Source organism: Pseudomonas sp. SORT22, from assembly GCF_018417635.1.
GTDB lineage: Bacteria > Pseudomonadota > Gammaproteobacteria > Pseudomonadales > Pseudomonadaceae > Aquipseudomonas.
Genome location: NZ_CP071007.1, coordinates 4,271,797 through 4,284,812 on the forward strand (window position 1 = coordinate 4,271,797; position 13,016 = coordinate 4,284,812).

Below are 13,016 nucleotides of genomic sequence, written 5' to 3' on the forward strand. Positions count from 1 at the left end.
CTGGGGCTCCTACTGCAATACGAAATTGGTGAACAGCAACTGGTCGATGACCGGCTTGCCGACTTCCTTCTGCGCCACTTCCTGGACACTGGCAGTGGCCTTCTGGCGCAGCATTTCCTGGCCGACCGGGCTGGACAGGGTGTCGAAGCCCTGGCCCGAGAACATCATGACCAGGTTGTTGCGAATCACCGGCATATGCACCTTGAGGGCATCCAGCGCTGCCTGGTCACGCCCCTGCATGGTGATGCTCACCTGCATGTAGCGCTGGCGGCCGTTCTGGTTGAAGTTGACCACGAAGGCCGGTGCCAGCGGCTCGTAGATCGCTGCCGGCTTGAGGTTGGCCAGGGCCGGATCGACCGCAGGCTTATCCTCGGACTTGTGCAGGAAGAACCAGGTGGCGCCGACCGACAGGCCGATGGCAAGCAGCAATGCCAGCACCAACAGCAGGATCAGCTTGAGTTTGCCTGTAGCGGCGGGGTCTTTCTCTGCTTCGCTCTTCGCCATGCCAATAATCCGTCATTCATCGGAGATTTCAGTCACATGGCGAGGGTTGAGCAAGTGTTATGCCAACCTGGAAAAGCAAGGTCGGCCAGCACAAAGAGCACAGCCAATCAGGCGTAGTAATCCACCGCGCTGGAACCCACAACCGACTGCTGCTCGACCGGCATTGCACCTGGAGCGATTTCAGCGGACTCAGCGGATTCACCAGCTTCATTACGCCGTGCGGCCACGCCACTGAGTTTCGGCGTATCCTGGGCGCCCTGCTGCTGGCCACCACGGGACTGGTCAGCGACGTTGACGTCCGGCTGGCCGAGCCCCTGCTGGGCAAACATTTCCTTGAGCCGGTGCACCTGGTTTTCCAGCGCCTCGCGCACCCCGGCGTGACCACTGACAAAGGTCACCTGGGCCTGCTGTTCCGGCGCCAGGTTGACGCGGATGTCCAGGCGCCCGAGCTCGGCCGGCTCAAGCTTGATATCGGCCGATTTCAGGTTCTGGCTGGACAGGTACATGACCCGGTTGACCAGGCCTTCGGTCCAGCCGCCCTGGTTCATCGCCAACGGCTGCTGCAGCGGCGTGGCCACCGGCACGGCATTGGCGGTCTTGGCCGTGGCGGCCAGGGTCAGGTTGCTCAGGCGCTCGGCAAAGTTGTCGACACGCGTATCGCTGGAGGCGCTCTTGAGGTCCTTGAGGCCATCATCGAGCAGGCCACTGAAGGCTTTTTCACCCGGCTCGCCTGATTCGGCATCGGCACCTGGCTTGTCCAGCAGGGCCGCCAGTGTATTGACGGCAGGCTGCGCCGTCGGCGCTTCAGGCTGGGCATTGCCGGCCTTGCCAGCGGCATGGGCAGACGTAGTGCCCTGGGCCTGGGCACTTTGCTCAAGGGCCAGGCGCAAGGCTGGCAGGTCAGACAGCGGATCGGCCTCAGGATCGAATTCGGGCGCTTCGGCTACCGGCTGGGCCGGCGCCGCAGCCACCTGCAATTGTGCTGCCGCAGCCTGAATCACCGGCGCCACGGCTTCAGCCTGGGCCTGGATCAATTGCGCGCCGGGCTGGGCGTCGGTCACTTGACCCGCCACCAGGCTGGGGTCAAGCAGGGTGGGATCAGCCACCAGCGCCGGATCGACCTCGGTGCTGTCCTGCTCCTCAGGCAAACTATTGCCGCTGTCGGCAACCTTCGACGAATCAGCGGCCGTTTTATTGCCGCTGCCCGGGGCGGTGACGACCTTCTCAGGCACAGGCGCGTCCTTGGTGCCTGCAGTCGTCTCGCGAGACTGCTTGGCATACACATCGGAAAAGCCAGACGCCTTGTCGTTAGAGGCCTGCAGCGATTTATCCGGCGCACCGGCAGTGGCGCGCGACGGCTTCGCCACGGCACTGGCTTGCAACAGGGGGTTGGAGGCGACAGGCATGCAGGAGTCTCCGCTACAGAAGTCGTAATCGTGAATTAGCGAAGACTACGCAAAACTCGCGCCAGGTTTGCCCTCGCGCTCAACCAATCGATACTCGCTGGCGTTCGTCGTGGTAAAGGTCACGAACGGCCGCATACTCGCGATCGATCTGGTTGATCAGGTCTTCGATGCCTTGCAGCGGGCCGTGATTGACGCGGTCTTCGAGCTGCCTGCACAACTCGGCCAACGCTACCGCCCCCATATTGCTGCTACTGCCCTTGAAACTGTGCGCGGCATGCGCCAGCTCGTCGGCGTTCTTCGCCTCATGCAATTGACTGAGGCGTTTTTCGGAATCTTCAAGAAAGGTTTCCAGCAAGTACAGGTAGCCATCTTCCATGACCTCCTGCAAGTCGCTGAGCACCTTGCGATCGATGTGAATGTCGGACACTTGCTCACTCCTTGATCAAGTTGGATTATGCCAGAGCCTCCCAGGCGAACTCCACGCATGCGCGGCGCCCCTCGTCGGCCCATTCGGCACGCCGGCTCAACCGGCGTATGAGGGTCAGACCGCGTCCGCACAACCCTTGTTCGGACACAGGCCTGGCCAGCACTTTACTCACATTGAAGCCCTTGCCGCTATCTTCGACTTCAATCTTCAGACGCCCGCCTTGGCGATCCGGCTCGACCCGAAGGAACACGCGGATGAAGCCCTCGTTCAACGCCTGCAGGCGCTCGTCGCGCATCTGATAGTAGGCGGCAAAGCCCTGCGCATCGCGCTTTAACGCCGAGTCCAGCCCCAGCACGCCGTGTTCCAGGGCATTGGAATACAGCTCGGTGAGGACACTGTGCAACGCCCCGCTCTGAGCCCGCAAACCGTGTATTTCCTGCAACAGCTGTAGCAAATAAGGTAATGGATTGAAACGTTTTAGCGTGTCGGCGCGAAACTCGAACTGCAGCGACCAGTCCAGCGGACTGGACTGCCCACTGTCAGAATAGATCACCGGCAGCGGCGACAACAGTTGCGGTTCGACCACCTCGATATCCAGCAGGCTGACATCATCGCGCGAGCGACCACGAAACGCTTCCAGCGCCTGCAGCACCTCCTCGAACAACAGTGCCGGCTGTCGATTGGCACTCAGCACCCGACGCAGGCGCTCGACACCGAACAGCTGGTCATTGTCATCACTGGTATCGACCACGCCGTCAGACAACAGAAACAGGCGCTCGCCCAGGGCCAACGGCAGCACCTGGGTGGCATCATCAAAGCGCTCCGGCGCCAGGATACCCAAGGGCAAATGGCGCGACACCAACGCCACAGGCTCACCCCCACCGGCGGGCAACAGATAGCCGTCGGGCATGCCACCATTCCAGACCTCGACCACCCGCCGCTGAAAACTCAGGTTGAGCAACAATGCACAACAGAACATGTCCACCGGCAGGATGCGCTTGAGCTTGGCGTTCATCTCGCGCAGGGTTTCGGCCAGGCCGTAACCCTTGGCTGTCATGCCATAGAACACCTCGGCCAGGGGCATCGCCCCCACCGCCGCCGGCAAGCCGTGGCCGGTGAAGTCGCCGAGCAGCACATGCATGTCACCTGCCGGCGTGAAGGCGGCCAACAGCAAGTCGCCATTGAACAGGGCATAAGGTGACTGCAGGTAACGGATGTTCGGCGCACTCAGGCAACCGGCATGGGCCACCTGGTCGAACACCGCCTTGGCGACCCGCTGCTCGTTGAGCAGATGAGTGTGATGGCGGGCAAGCTGGTCACGCTGCTCCAGCACCGTGGCCTGCAGCCGGCGCATACGCTCCATCGCCTTGATTTTGGCGGCCAGGATCACCGGGCTGTAGGGTTTTGCCAGAAAATCGTCGCCACCTGCCTCCAGGCAACGGACCAGCGCCTGTTCTTCGCTAAGCGAAGTGAGAAAGATGATCGGCACCAGCGCTTCACCGGCCAGCGCCTTGATCTGGCGCGCCGCCTCGAAACCATCCATGACCGGCATCAGCGCATCGAGCAGGACCATGTGCGGGCGCTGCGCGGCGAACAGCGCCAGCGCCTGCTCGCCATTTTCGGCAGTGAGCACCTGATGCCCCTGTTTGCGCACAAGGGTGGCCAGCAACAAACGATCAGCAGCACCATCCTCGGCGATCAGGATGGTGAGCGCCTCGAAAACATGGGCTGGCTGGTTCAACTGATGTCGAACAGCTTGTCAAAGTTGGAAATGGCGAGGATCTTTCGCACATCGGAGCTGGTGTTGACCACACGGATTTCCGAGTCGTCGCCGCCGACGTGGTCACGCAGCAGCAACAGCATGCCCAGGGCCGAACTGTCCAGATAGGTGGCCTCCTTGAGGTCGACGACCACTGAGTCCGGCATGTTCTGCTTGAGCTCGTAAGCCTGGCGAAATTCCAGGTGCTTGCCAAAGTCAAAACGCCCCCTGACCTTGATCGTCAGCTTTTTCCCATCCGGGGATACTTCAGATACAACTGCCATGTCGATGATTCCTTCCATTGCGACGATTGCAGACATCTAGAAGGTTTAGCAGCCCCACCCCCCGGCGGCAAGCGCTGTCGAGCAACGGGCAGATCAGTAGCGGTCGTGGCGCGGCAGGCGCTGGGACAGTTCATCGAGCAGTTTTTGTTCGCGCTTGTCTTCCACCATGCGCGCCTCGTCGATGTAGCGCTGCACCAGCTTGCGCAAGCCCTCGACCCGGGCATAGGCCTGCTGCCAGGTGCCGCGGGCGTTCTTCAGATTGTTCTGGTGCCAGGCCAGGCTTTGGCGCTGCTGGGTCATGGCAGTTTCCAGCTGGCCGAGAAAGCTCTGGTAGTTGACCAGCCAGCTACCGGACACGCCCTGCCCACCGCGGTTGATCCACTGCAACTGGTAGTCTTCGCGAAAACGGTCAAGTTCGCTGAGCTTGGCCTGGGCCATGTTCACTTGCTGCTGGAATTGCCCCAGGCGCTGGGCGGCCTGGCGCTCGGCGTTTTCCGCCATCTCCACCACCGGCGCCAGACGCGCGGCACGGCTTGGCTGGGCCATGGCCTATCAGCCGCCTGCCGCAGGCAAGGGGGCAAACACGCCAGCCAGGTGCTCGCGGCTTTGCTGCATGCCGACGTTGTCGTTCAGGCCCTGGCGCAGGAAGTGCACCAGGCGCGGCTGCAGGGTAATGGCAAGGTCGGTCTCGGCGTCTCCACCGGCGACATAAGCGCCGACGCTGATCAAGTCGCGGCTTTGCGAGAGGCGCGACCACAGCTGTTTGAACTGCTGCGCTTCGGTCATCTGCTCGGGGCTGACCACCTGTGGCATGACCCGGCTAATCGAAGCTTCGATATCGATGGCCGGGTAATGCCCCTCCTCGGCCAGGCGCCGGGACAGCACGATGTGGCCGTCGAGCACGCCCCGCGCCGAGTCGGCAATCGGATCCTGCTGATCGTCGCCCTCGGACAATACGGTATAGAACGCGGTGATTGAGCCACCACCGGCTTCGCCATTACCCGCACGCTCAACCAGCTTGGGCAGCTTGGCGAACACCGACGGTGGATAGCCCTTGGTCGCTGGCGGCTCACCAATAGCCAAGGCAATTTCCCGCTGGGCCTGGGCGAAACGGGTCAGCGAATCCATCAGCAACAGGACATTCTTGCCCTTGTCGCGAAAGTACTCGGCAATGCGCGTGCAGTACATGGCCGCGCGCAAGCGCATCAGCGGCGCATCGTCGGCGGGCGAGGCCACCACCACCGAGCGCTTGAGGCCTTCTTCGCCAAGAATATGCTCGATGAATTCCTTGACCTCGCGGCCGCGCTCACCGATCAAGCCGACGACGATAATGTCCGCCTCGGTAAAGCGGGTCATCATGCCCAGCAGCACACTCTTGCCCACGCCGGTACCGGCGAACAGGCCCAGGCGCTGACCGCGGCCAACCGTCAACAAACCGTTGATGCTGCGGATGCCGACGTCCAGCGGCTGGCTGATCGGGTCGCGGTTGAGCGGGTTGATGGTCGGGCCGTCCATGGGCACCCAGTCTTCGGCTTTCATCCCGCCCTTGCCGTCCAGGGCACGACCGGCGCCGTCAAGCACCCGGCCAAGCATGCTCATGCCCATGGGCAGGCGTCCACTGTCAGCCAATGGCACCACGCGCGCCCCAGGGGCGATGCCGGCAACGCTGCCGACCGGCATGAGGAACACCTTGCCGCCGGCAAAACCCATGACCTCGGCCTCGACCCGCACCGGGTGATAGCTGTCGTCATTGATCACCACGCAGCGGCTACCAACCGCCGCGCGCAGGCCTTCGGCCTCGAGGGTCAGGCCGACCATGCGTAGCAGGCGGCCCTCGACCACCGGCTGAGACGGCAAATTGACGGCGTCGGCATACGCCCCCAGGCGCTTGCCGAAACTGGTTCGTTCAAGGCGCATCAGGGGCATCCAGCTCAACCTGCACATCCGCCGCTGCCGGGTGCAGGCTTTGGTCATGGAGCTGATCGAACAATTGCGCCATGGCCTTTTCGATACGGGTTTCCATGCTGGCATCGATACGGCTGTGATCAGTCTCGATGCGACAGCCTCCTGGCAGCAGGGCTTCGTCTTCGAGCAGCTTCCAGCGCTCCTCGTGACGCTCGCGCAGGGCTTTGACCTGCTCGAAGTCCTGCGGATTGATATGGATGCGGATGTTCTCGGCACCCATCGGCAGCAACTTCAGGGCTTCACGCAGTACCTGGCCGATCTGGCTGGAATCGCTGCGCAGCTCGCGACCGATGACCTCGCGGGCGATGTGCCCGACCAAATGGACCACAGCTTTTTCAATCTGGCTGTCTTGTTCGGCGATGGGTTCGAGCAGGTGGGTCATCACCTGTTCGAGGCTGGCCAGCTTGGCGCTCAGGGCCTCTTCGGCTTCCTGGCGAACCTTGAGCTGAGTGCTGTGAAAACCCTCGCGCTCGCCGGTGGCAAAGCCTTCGTTGTAGGCTTCCTGGCGAATGCTTTCAAGCTCTTCGAGGGTCAGTGGCTGGACTTCTTCCAGCGGCACTTCTTCGATTTCGTCCTGAACCGCTTCGGGCTCCGGTTCAGGCTCAGGCTCTGGTTCCGGGTCGAAACTGGGCAGCGCCCAGCGGTCGAAGCCCTCGACGTCGTTAGCGCGAATCAGTTCACTCAGGTGCTCGTTGGTTGACATGATTGCACGCACTCGTAAAGCATCGCGGGTCAAGCCCGCTCCCACAGGAGCGCTGTGGGAGCGGGCTTGACCCGCGATAAGGTCTTAGATCATCTCTTCGCCGCCCTTGCCACCGAGCACGATTTCTCCGGCTTCGGCCATACGGCGGGCGATGGTGAGGATTTCCTTTTGCGCCGTCTCGACGTCGCTGACGCGCACCGGCCCCTTGGCCTCGAGGTCGTCGCGCAGCAGCTCGGAGGCACGTTTGGACATGTTCTTGAAGATCTTCTCCTTGACCTTCTCGTCGGCGCCCTTGAGCGACACCACCAGCACGTCGGAAGACACTTCGCGCAGCAGCGCCTGGATACCGCGGTCGTCGACATCGGCCAGGTTGTTGAAGACGAACATCAAGTCTTCGATCTGCTCGGAGAGGTCGCCGTCGATGTCGCGGATCGCGTCCATCAGCTGGCCTTCGACGGAGCTGTCGAGGAAGTTCATGATGTCCGCGGCACGCTTGATACCACCCAGGGTGGTGCGCGCGGCATTGGAGTTGCCCGAGAACTGCTTCTCGAGGATCTGGTTCAGCTCCTTGAGCGCCGCCGGCTGGACGGTATTGAGCGACGAGACGCGCAGGATGATGTCCAGACGCACCTTGTGGTCGAAGTTGCCCAGCACTTCACCGGCCTGGTCCGGGTCCAGGTAAGCCACGACGATGGCCTGGATCTGCGGGTGCTCGTAGCGAATGACATCGGCAACCGCGCGCGGCTCCATCCACTTGAGGCTGTCCAGGCCGCTGGTGTTGCCACCGAGCAGGATGCGGTCGATCAGGCCGTTGGCCTTGTCCTCGCCCAGGGCCTGGGTGAGCATCTTGCGGATATAGCCGTCGGAACCGACGCCAAGGCTGGTCTGGTCGCCGACGATCTCGACAAACTCGCTCATCACCTGCTCGACCTGCTCGCGATGGACGTTGCCCATCTGCGCCATGGCCACGCCGACCCGCTGCACTTCCTTGGGGCCCATGTGCCGCAGCACCTGCGCGGCATCGGTTTCACCCAGCGACAGCAGCAGGATCGCAGCCTTGTCGACACGGGTCAGTTTGGCGGTAAGGGCTCGGTTATCACTCATCGGCGTTGATCCACTCTTTCACGACCTGGGCCACGCGACCCGGGTCTTCGGCCACCAGGCTCTTGATTGCGTTGAGCTGTGCGTCATAACCCTCGCTCGGGCTTGGCAGCAGAATGCTTTGCGGACCACCCAGGCTGACGCGGTCGTTGGCCAGCTCGCCATCCAGACCGAGCATGCCGCCCAGTTCCATGTCGCCATCGGCACCGGCGCCTTGCTTGCCATTGCCGGTGATGTTGTTAAGTACCGGACGCAGCACGCCGAACACCAGGACGAGGATGAACAGTACGCCCATGACCTGCTTGATGATGTCCCAGAACCACGGCTGCGAATAGAACGGAATCTCGGCAATTACCTCGCCACGGTCGGCGGCGAACGGCACGTTGATCACGCTGACACTGTCACCACGGCTGGCATCGAAGCCCACCGCGTCCTGCACCAGGCGGGTAAAGCGTGCCAGGTCTTCGGCAGCCCACGGGGTGCGCGCGGCATCGCCGGTGGCCGGGTCGACCTTGAGCTGGTCATCGACCACCACCGCCACCGACAGGCGGGTCAAGCGGCCCTGCTGCTGGCGGGTGTGGCTGATGGAACGGTCAAGCTCGAAGTTCTTGGTCGACTGCTGACGCTTGTCGGCCGGGTACGGTGCAAGCATCGGCTGGCCGGTGGCCGGGTCCATGATCTGCTGGCCGTTGGCATCGAGCAGCGGCTGGCCAGGCTGGATGGCGCTGGCGGCGGTTTGCGTGCCACCGGTGGTTTGCGGCGCCGAGGCCGGGCCAGGCGGCTGGTTGCTCAGCGCACCAGGCACGCCCTGCGGGCCCATGCTGCTGGAGCGCTGTTCGTTGACCGACTGCTCGCTGCGCAGCGCCGGCTGGTCAGGGTTGAACTGCTCGGAGGTGGATTCGACCGCGCTGAAGTCAACGTCCGCCGATACTTCGGCCTTGTAGCGGTCGTTGCCCAGCACCGGCTGGAGAATGTTGTGCACACGCTGGGTGAGCAGGCCTTCCATGCGGCGGCTGTAGTCGAACTGCTTGCCGGCCATGGTCAGCTCGGAATTCTCGACCTGATCGGAGAGCAGGTTGCCCTTCTGGTCGACCACGGTGACCTGGGACTTGTTCAGTTCCGGCACGCTGGTCGCCACCAGGTTGACGATGGCCATCACCTGACCGGCTTCCAGGGCGCGGCCCGGGTACAGCTCGACCAGTACCGAAGCACTTGGCTTGCGCTCGTCACGGACGAACACCGAACTCTTCGGGATCGCCAGGTGCACGCGTGCACCCTTGACGTTGTTGAGGCTGGAGATGGTCCGCGCCAGTTCGCCTTCCAGGCCACGACGGTAACGGGTGGCCTCCATGAACTGGCTGGTGCCCAGGCCCTGCTCCTTGTCGAGGATCTCGAAACCGACATTGCCATCGCTCGGCGCCACGCCGGCGGCTGCCAGCTTCAGGCGGGCACGGGAAATATCGTCGGCCTTGACCAGCAAGGCGCCGGAATTGGGTTCGACGTTGTAGGGGATATCGGCAGCGGCCAGGGTCTCCATGACCTGCTTGGTGTCCATGCCGGCCAGGCTGCCGTACAGCGGCCGGTAGTCCGGTTGCTGCGACCACAGCACCACGGCAAAACCGATCGCCACGCTGGCGGCCAGACCGACCAGCAGGCCGACCTGACGCAGCATGGGCATCTGCGAGATGTTTTCCAGGAACGACATGCCGAACAACGGCGGCTTGGGCGCTGCTGCGCTGCTTTTCGCGGGCACGTTATCGACGACTGCTTCGGCCATGACTCAATCTCGCCCTTATACCGGCATCTGCATGATGTCTTGATAGGCCTGCACCAGCTTGTTACGCACCTGGGTCAAGGCCTGGAACGACACAGTGGCTTTTTGCGAAGCGATCATCACGTCGGTCAGGTCAACCCCGCTCTTGCCGATCTCGAAGGCGCTGGCCAGCTGCGAGGAAGCCTGCTGGGTGTCGTTGACCTTGTTGACGGCCTGGCCGAGCATGTCGGCAAAACTGCTGGAGCCGACCTCAGGCGCAGCGGCAGCCTTCGGCATCGACATGGCGTCCATTTGCATGGCCCGCATGTCCAACATCAATCGATTAAATTCAACACCTTGGCTCATGGACTTCTCTCTCCGACGGCCCGCATTTTTTTGACACTCACGCAGCGGATAGGCAGGACATAGCAACAAGAGTGCCAGCTCTGCCCGCGGCCCGAACAAAAACTCTAATTCATTAATGGCTCAGCTGGCGTACAGGCTGGCCTCGACATCCATGCCGGCATCACGCATCTGCGCCAGCTTGTAGCGCAGGGTGCGCGGGCTGATGCCCAGGCGCTCGGCGGCCTCCTTGCGACGACCGCGCTCGGCGCGCAAGGTGTCGATGATCATCTGGAACTCATGGCGACGCATGTCATCACCCAGACCGCCCGCCGCCTCGGTTTCAATATTCGGCACGACTGCGGCGACCGGCGCTGCAGCGAACATCGGCAGGACCCCGGCGAGACAGAAATCCGCCGCTTCGATCACCCCACCCTGCTGCAGGATCAAGGCACGCTGAATGGCGTTGTCCAGTTCGCGTACGTTGCCCGGCCAGGCATAACCTTGCAGACACGCCTGAGCATCAGGCGAGAGTCGAACCGGGGCATGCTTCATTTTATTGACGTGGCGCGCCAGCAATCGCTCGGCCAGCGGCAGAATATCGGCGCTACGTTCGCGCAGCGGCTTCCACGCCAGCGGGAACACCGACAGGCGATAGAACAAGTCTTCACGAAAACGCCCCGCCGCCACCTCGCCGGCCAGGTCACGGTTGGTGGTGGCGACCACGCGAATGTCCAGGGCAATCGGCTTGCGCCCGCCAACCCGCTCCACCTCACGCTCCTGCAACACCCGCAGCAGCTTGGCCTGCAAGCCCAGGGGCATTTCGGAAATCTCGTCGAGCAGCAAGGTGCCGCCATCGGCCTGTTCAAACTTGCCGGCCTGGGCGGCGATGGCGCCGGTGAACGAGCCTTTCTCATGACCGAACAGGGTGGCTTCGAGCATGTTGTCGGGGATCGCCGCACAGTTGATCGCCACAAACGGCTGCTCGGCGCGCAGGGACTGCTGATGTATGTAGCGCGCCAGCACCTCTTTGCCGGTACCGGACTCGCCCGAGATCAGCACGGTCGAATCGCTGCGCGCAACCCGCGCTGCCAGCTCCAGCAACTGCGCACTGGCAGGCTCGCGCGCCACCGGTCCGTCGCCTTCGCCCGCCGCAGCCACTCCCAGAGCGTGGCGTGCCACCAGCTCAAGCAATGCCTTGGGCTCAAATGGCTTGACCAGGTAATCGGCCGCGCCCTGGCGCATGGCCTCGACCGCGCGCTCGACGGCGGCATGCGCGGTCATCAGCAACACCGGCAACTGCGGCTGGCGCGCGCGCAGCAGGGCCAGTAACTGATGGCCGTCCATGCCAGGCATGTTCACGTCACTGACCACCAGGCTGAACGCCTCGCCAGCGACCACTTCCAGTGCTTCTTCGGCCGAACCTACGGCCTGGTAGGCAAAGCCGCCCAGCTCCAGGGTATCGGCCAGTGCCTGCCTCAGGGCGCGGTCATCTTCGACCAGCAGCACCTTGATTGCTTTCATTACTCTGCCTCCACCGACTGCGCGCCGATCAGCGGCAGGCTGATCCGGGCGCAGGTGCCGCGACCGGGTCGCGAACGTAATTGCAAACTGCCCTGGTGGGCCCTTGCCACCGCCTTGACTACCGCCAGACCGAGCCCGGTGCCGGTAGCCTTGGTGGTCAGGAATGGCTCGCCCAGGCGCGCCAGCAAGGCACTGTCGATACCGGCGCCGGCATCACTGATACACAGGTGCAAGACCTGCTCGCGCCGGTATAGGTGAACCTTGAGCCGCGCAGGCTCGCCACTGGCCTGCAGGGCGTTTTCGATCAGGTTGAGCATGGCGCCGACCAGGGTGTCGCGGTTGCACAGCAACTCGCCCAGGTGACTGTCGCACTGCCAGCGCACCGCATGACCCTGAACATGGGTCTGCGCCGCCTGCTGCAGGGCCTGGAACAATGCCTTGGGTGTCAGCCGATCGGTCAGCGGCAACTCGCCGCGGGCGAACACCAGCATGTCGCGCACCTGGTGCTCGAGCTCGTGCAGGCGCTCCTTGAGGTTGCCGGCAAAGCGTTGCTGGGTTTCCACCGGCAAGTTCTGCTCGGCCAGGTGGCTGGCGTAGAGCATGGCCGCCGACAAAGGCGTGCGGATCTGGTGGGCCAGCGACGCAACCATGCGCCCCAGCGACGACAAGCGCTGGTGGCGGGCCAGTTGGTCCTGCAGGTGACGGGTTTCGGTCAGGTCATTGAGCAGTACCAACTGCCCGGGCTCGGCATCCAGCGAGCGGGTGGCAATCGACAGGCGCCGGCCATCACGCAGCGACACTTCATGACCGTCATCCTCGCGCGGAGCAAAGCTGCGAGCGATCACTTCACGCCACAACTCACCCACCAGCGGTTCGCCCAACAGGTCGCTGGCGGCGGGGTTGGCCTCACGCACCCGGCCCAGGCCATCGATAACGATCACCCCGCCCGGCAGCAGGGCCAGCAGGTTCTGCAGGCGGTTGGCCAGGCGCTCCTTCTCGGCAAGCTCGGCCATGCGCTGGGCGCTGACCACCGCCAGCTCGCCCTTGAGCTCGGTAACCCGGGCTTCGAGCAGGCTATAGGACTCACTAAGCTGGCTGGAAACCTGGTCGAACATGGCAAAGGCCTGCTCAAGACCAAGGCGGCTTTCCTGTTCGGCGGCGTTCGGCCCCTTCGGTTCAGGGACACAGGAGATGGTGGCGACCTGGGGCATCATGCTCTCTCGCGTGGCTGACCGTCATAAAACGGTG

13 protein-coding genes are annotated in these 13,016 nt (G+C 63.2%); all 13 read right to left on the bottom strand.

The annotated features are described in order from the left end of the window. Positions 1–9 precede the first annotated feature (9 nt). The 13 genes from fliL to JYG36_RS19555 all read right to left on the bottom strand — a co-directional run bounded on the left by fliL (position 10) and on the right by JYG36_RS19555 (position 12,979). The gene (gene fliL, locus JYG36_RS19495; RefSeq protein ID WP_045200300.1) at positions 10–504 is read right to left on the bottom strand and encodes a flagellar basal body-associated protein FliL; all 495 of its coding nucleotides are present in this window, start codon (positions 502–504) and stop codon (positions 10–12) included. A 107-nt stretch (positions 505–611) separates the two neighbouring features. Beyond that, the gene (locus tag JYG36_RS19500; protein WP_213602057.1) at positions 612–1,910 is read right to left on the bottom strand and encodes a flagellar hook-length control protein FliK; all 1,299 of its coding nucleotides are present in this window, start codon (positions 1,908–1,910) and stop codon (positions 612–614) included. Between the two features lie 79 nt (positions 1,911–1,989). Continuing rightward, positions 1,990–2,337 carry an Hpt domain-containing protein gene (locus JYG36_RS19505; protein WP_045200296.1) on the bottom strand — a complete coding sequence of 116 codons (348 nt, stop codon included), beginning with the start codon at positions 2,335–2,337 and terminating at the stop codon, positions 1,990–1,992. A gap of 25 nt (positions 2,338–2,362) precedes the next feature. Beyond that, positions 2,363–4,078 carry an ATP-binding SpoIIE family protein phosphatase gene (locus JYG36_RS19510; RefSeq protein WP_213602059.1) on the bottom strand — a complete coding sequence of 572 codons (1,716 nt, stop codon included), beginning with the start codon at positions 4,076–4,078 and terminating at the stop codon, positions 2,363–2,365. Continuing rightward, complete coding sequence (locus JYG36_RS19515; RefSeq protein ID WP_045200292.1) at positions 4,075–4,380, bottom strand: STAS domain-containing protein; 306 nt, start codon at positions 4,378–4,380, stop codon at positions 4,075–4,077. The genes JYG36_RS19510 and JYG36_RS19515 overlap by 4 nt, the downstream gene beginning before the upstream one ends. Positions 4,381–4,473: 93 nt before the next feature. Continuing rightward, complete coding sequence (fliJ, locus tag JYG36_RS19520; protein WP_045200290.1) at positions 4,474–4,926, bottom strand: flagellar export protein FliJ; 453 nt, start codon at positions 4,924–4,926, stop codon at positions 4,474–4,476. A gap of 6 nt (positions 4,927–4,932) precedes the next feature. Then, positions 4,933–6,297 (bottom strand): flagellar protein export ATPase FliI, encoded by a 1,365-nt coding sequence (fliI, locus tag JYG36_RS19525; RefSeq protein WP_093385605.1) that lies wholly within the window; start codon positions 6,295–6,297, stop codon positions 4,933–4,935. Next, entirely contained in the window at positions 6,287–7,048 is a 762-nt protein-coding gene (gene fliH / locus JYG36_RS19530) for a flagellar assembly protein FliH (protein ID WP_093385609.1), read from the bottom strand. Before fliH ends, fliI begins: the two co-directional genes overlap by 11 nt. Before the next feature lie 84 nt (positions 7,049–7,132). Next, a complete protein-coding gene (gene fliG / locus JYG36_RS19535; RefSeq protein ID WP_045189054.1) occupies positions 7,133–8,152 on the bottom strand; it encodes a flagellar motor switch protein FliG in 1,020 nt (339 codons plus the stop codon). Next, positions 8,145–9,926, bottom strand: coding sequence for a flagellar basal-body MS-ring/collar protein FliF (gene fliF / locus JYG36_RS19540; protein WP_045200285.1), 1,782 nt, complete (start codon positions 9,924–9,926; stop codon positions 8,145–8,147). The genes fliG and fliF overlap by 8 nt, the downstream gene beginning before the upstream one ends. Positions 9,927–9,941: 15 nt before the next feature. Continuing rightward, the gene (gene fliE, locus JYG36_RS19545) at positions 9,942–10,268 is read right to left on the bottom strand and encodes a flagellar hook-basal body complex protein FliE (RefSeq protein ID WP_045200283.1); all 327 of its coding nucleotides are present in this window, start codon (positions 10,266–10,268) and stop codon (positions 9,942–9,944) included. Between the two features lie 120 nt (positions 10,269–10,388). Then, on the bottom strand, positions 10,389–11,768 hold the full coding sequence (locus JYG36_RS19550) for a sigma-54-dependent transcriptional regulator (protein WP_045200281.1): 1,380 nt from the start codon (positions 11,766–11,768) through the stop codon (positions 10,389–10,391). After that, positions 11,768–12,979 (bottom strand): sensor histidine kinase, encoded by a 1,212-nt coding sequence (locus JYG36_RS19555; protein ID WP_045200279.1) that lies wholly within the window; start codon positions 12,977–12,979, stop codon positions 11,768–11,770. Before JYG36_RS19555 ends, JYG36_RS19550 begins: the two co-directional genes overlap by 1 nt. Positions 12,980–13,016: the final 37 nt, after the last annotated feature.

Coding starts and splice junctions, on each gene's coding strand:
- fliL (WP_045200300.1), bottom strand. CDS start 504: ATGGCGAAGAGCGAAGCAGAGAAAGACCCCGCCGCTACAGGCAAACTC.
- JYG36_RS19500 (WP_213602057.1), bottom strand. CDS start 1,910: ATGCCTGTCGCCTCCAACCCCCTGTTGCAAGCCAGTGCCGTGGCGAAG.
- JYG36_RS19515 (WP_045200292.1), bottom strand. CDS start 4,380: ATGGCAGTTGTATCTGAAGTATCCCCGGATGGGAAAAAGCTGACGATC.
- fliJ (WP_045200290.1), bottom strand. CDS start 4,926: ATGGCCCAGCCAAGCCGTGCCGCGCGTCTGGCGCCGGTGGTGGAGATG.
- fliI (WP_093385605.1), bottom strand. CDS start 6,297: ATGCGCCTTGAACGAACCAGTTTCGGCAAGCGCCTGGGGGCGTATGCC.
- fliH (WP_093385609.1), bottom strand. CDS start 7,048: ATGTCAACCAACGAGCACCTGAGTGAACTGATTCGCGCTAACGACGTC.
- fliG (WP_045189054.1), bottom strand. CDS start 8,152: ATGAGTGATAACCGAGCCCTTACCGCCAAACTGACCCGTGTCGACAAG.
- fliF (WP_045200285.1), bottom strand. CDS start 9,926: ATGGCCGAAGCAGTCGTCGATAACGTGCCCGCGAAAAGCAGCGCAGCA.
- fliE (WP_045200283.1), bottom strand. CDS start 10,268: ATGAGCCAAGGTGTTGAATTTAATCGATTGATGTTGGACATGCGGGCC.
- JYG36_RS19550 (WP_045200281.1), bottom strand. CDS start 11,768: ATGAAAGCAATCAAGGTGCTGCTGGTCGAAGATGACCGCGCCCTGAGG.
- JYG36_RS19555 (WP_045200279.1), bottom strand. CDS start 12,979: ATGCCCCAGGTCGCCACCATCTCCTGTGTCCCTGAACCGAAGGGGCCG.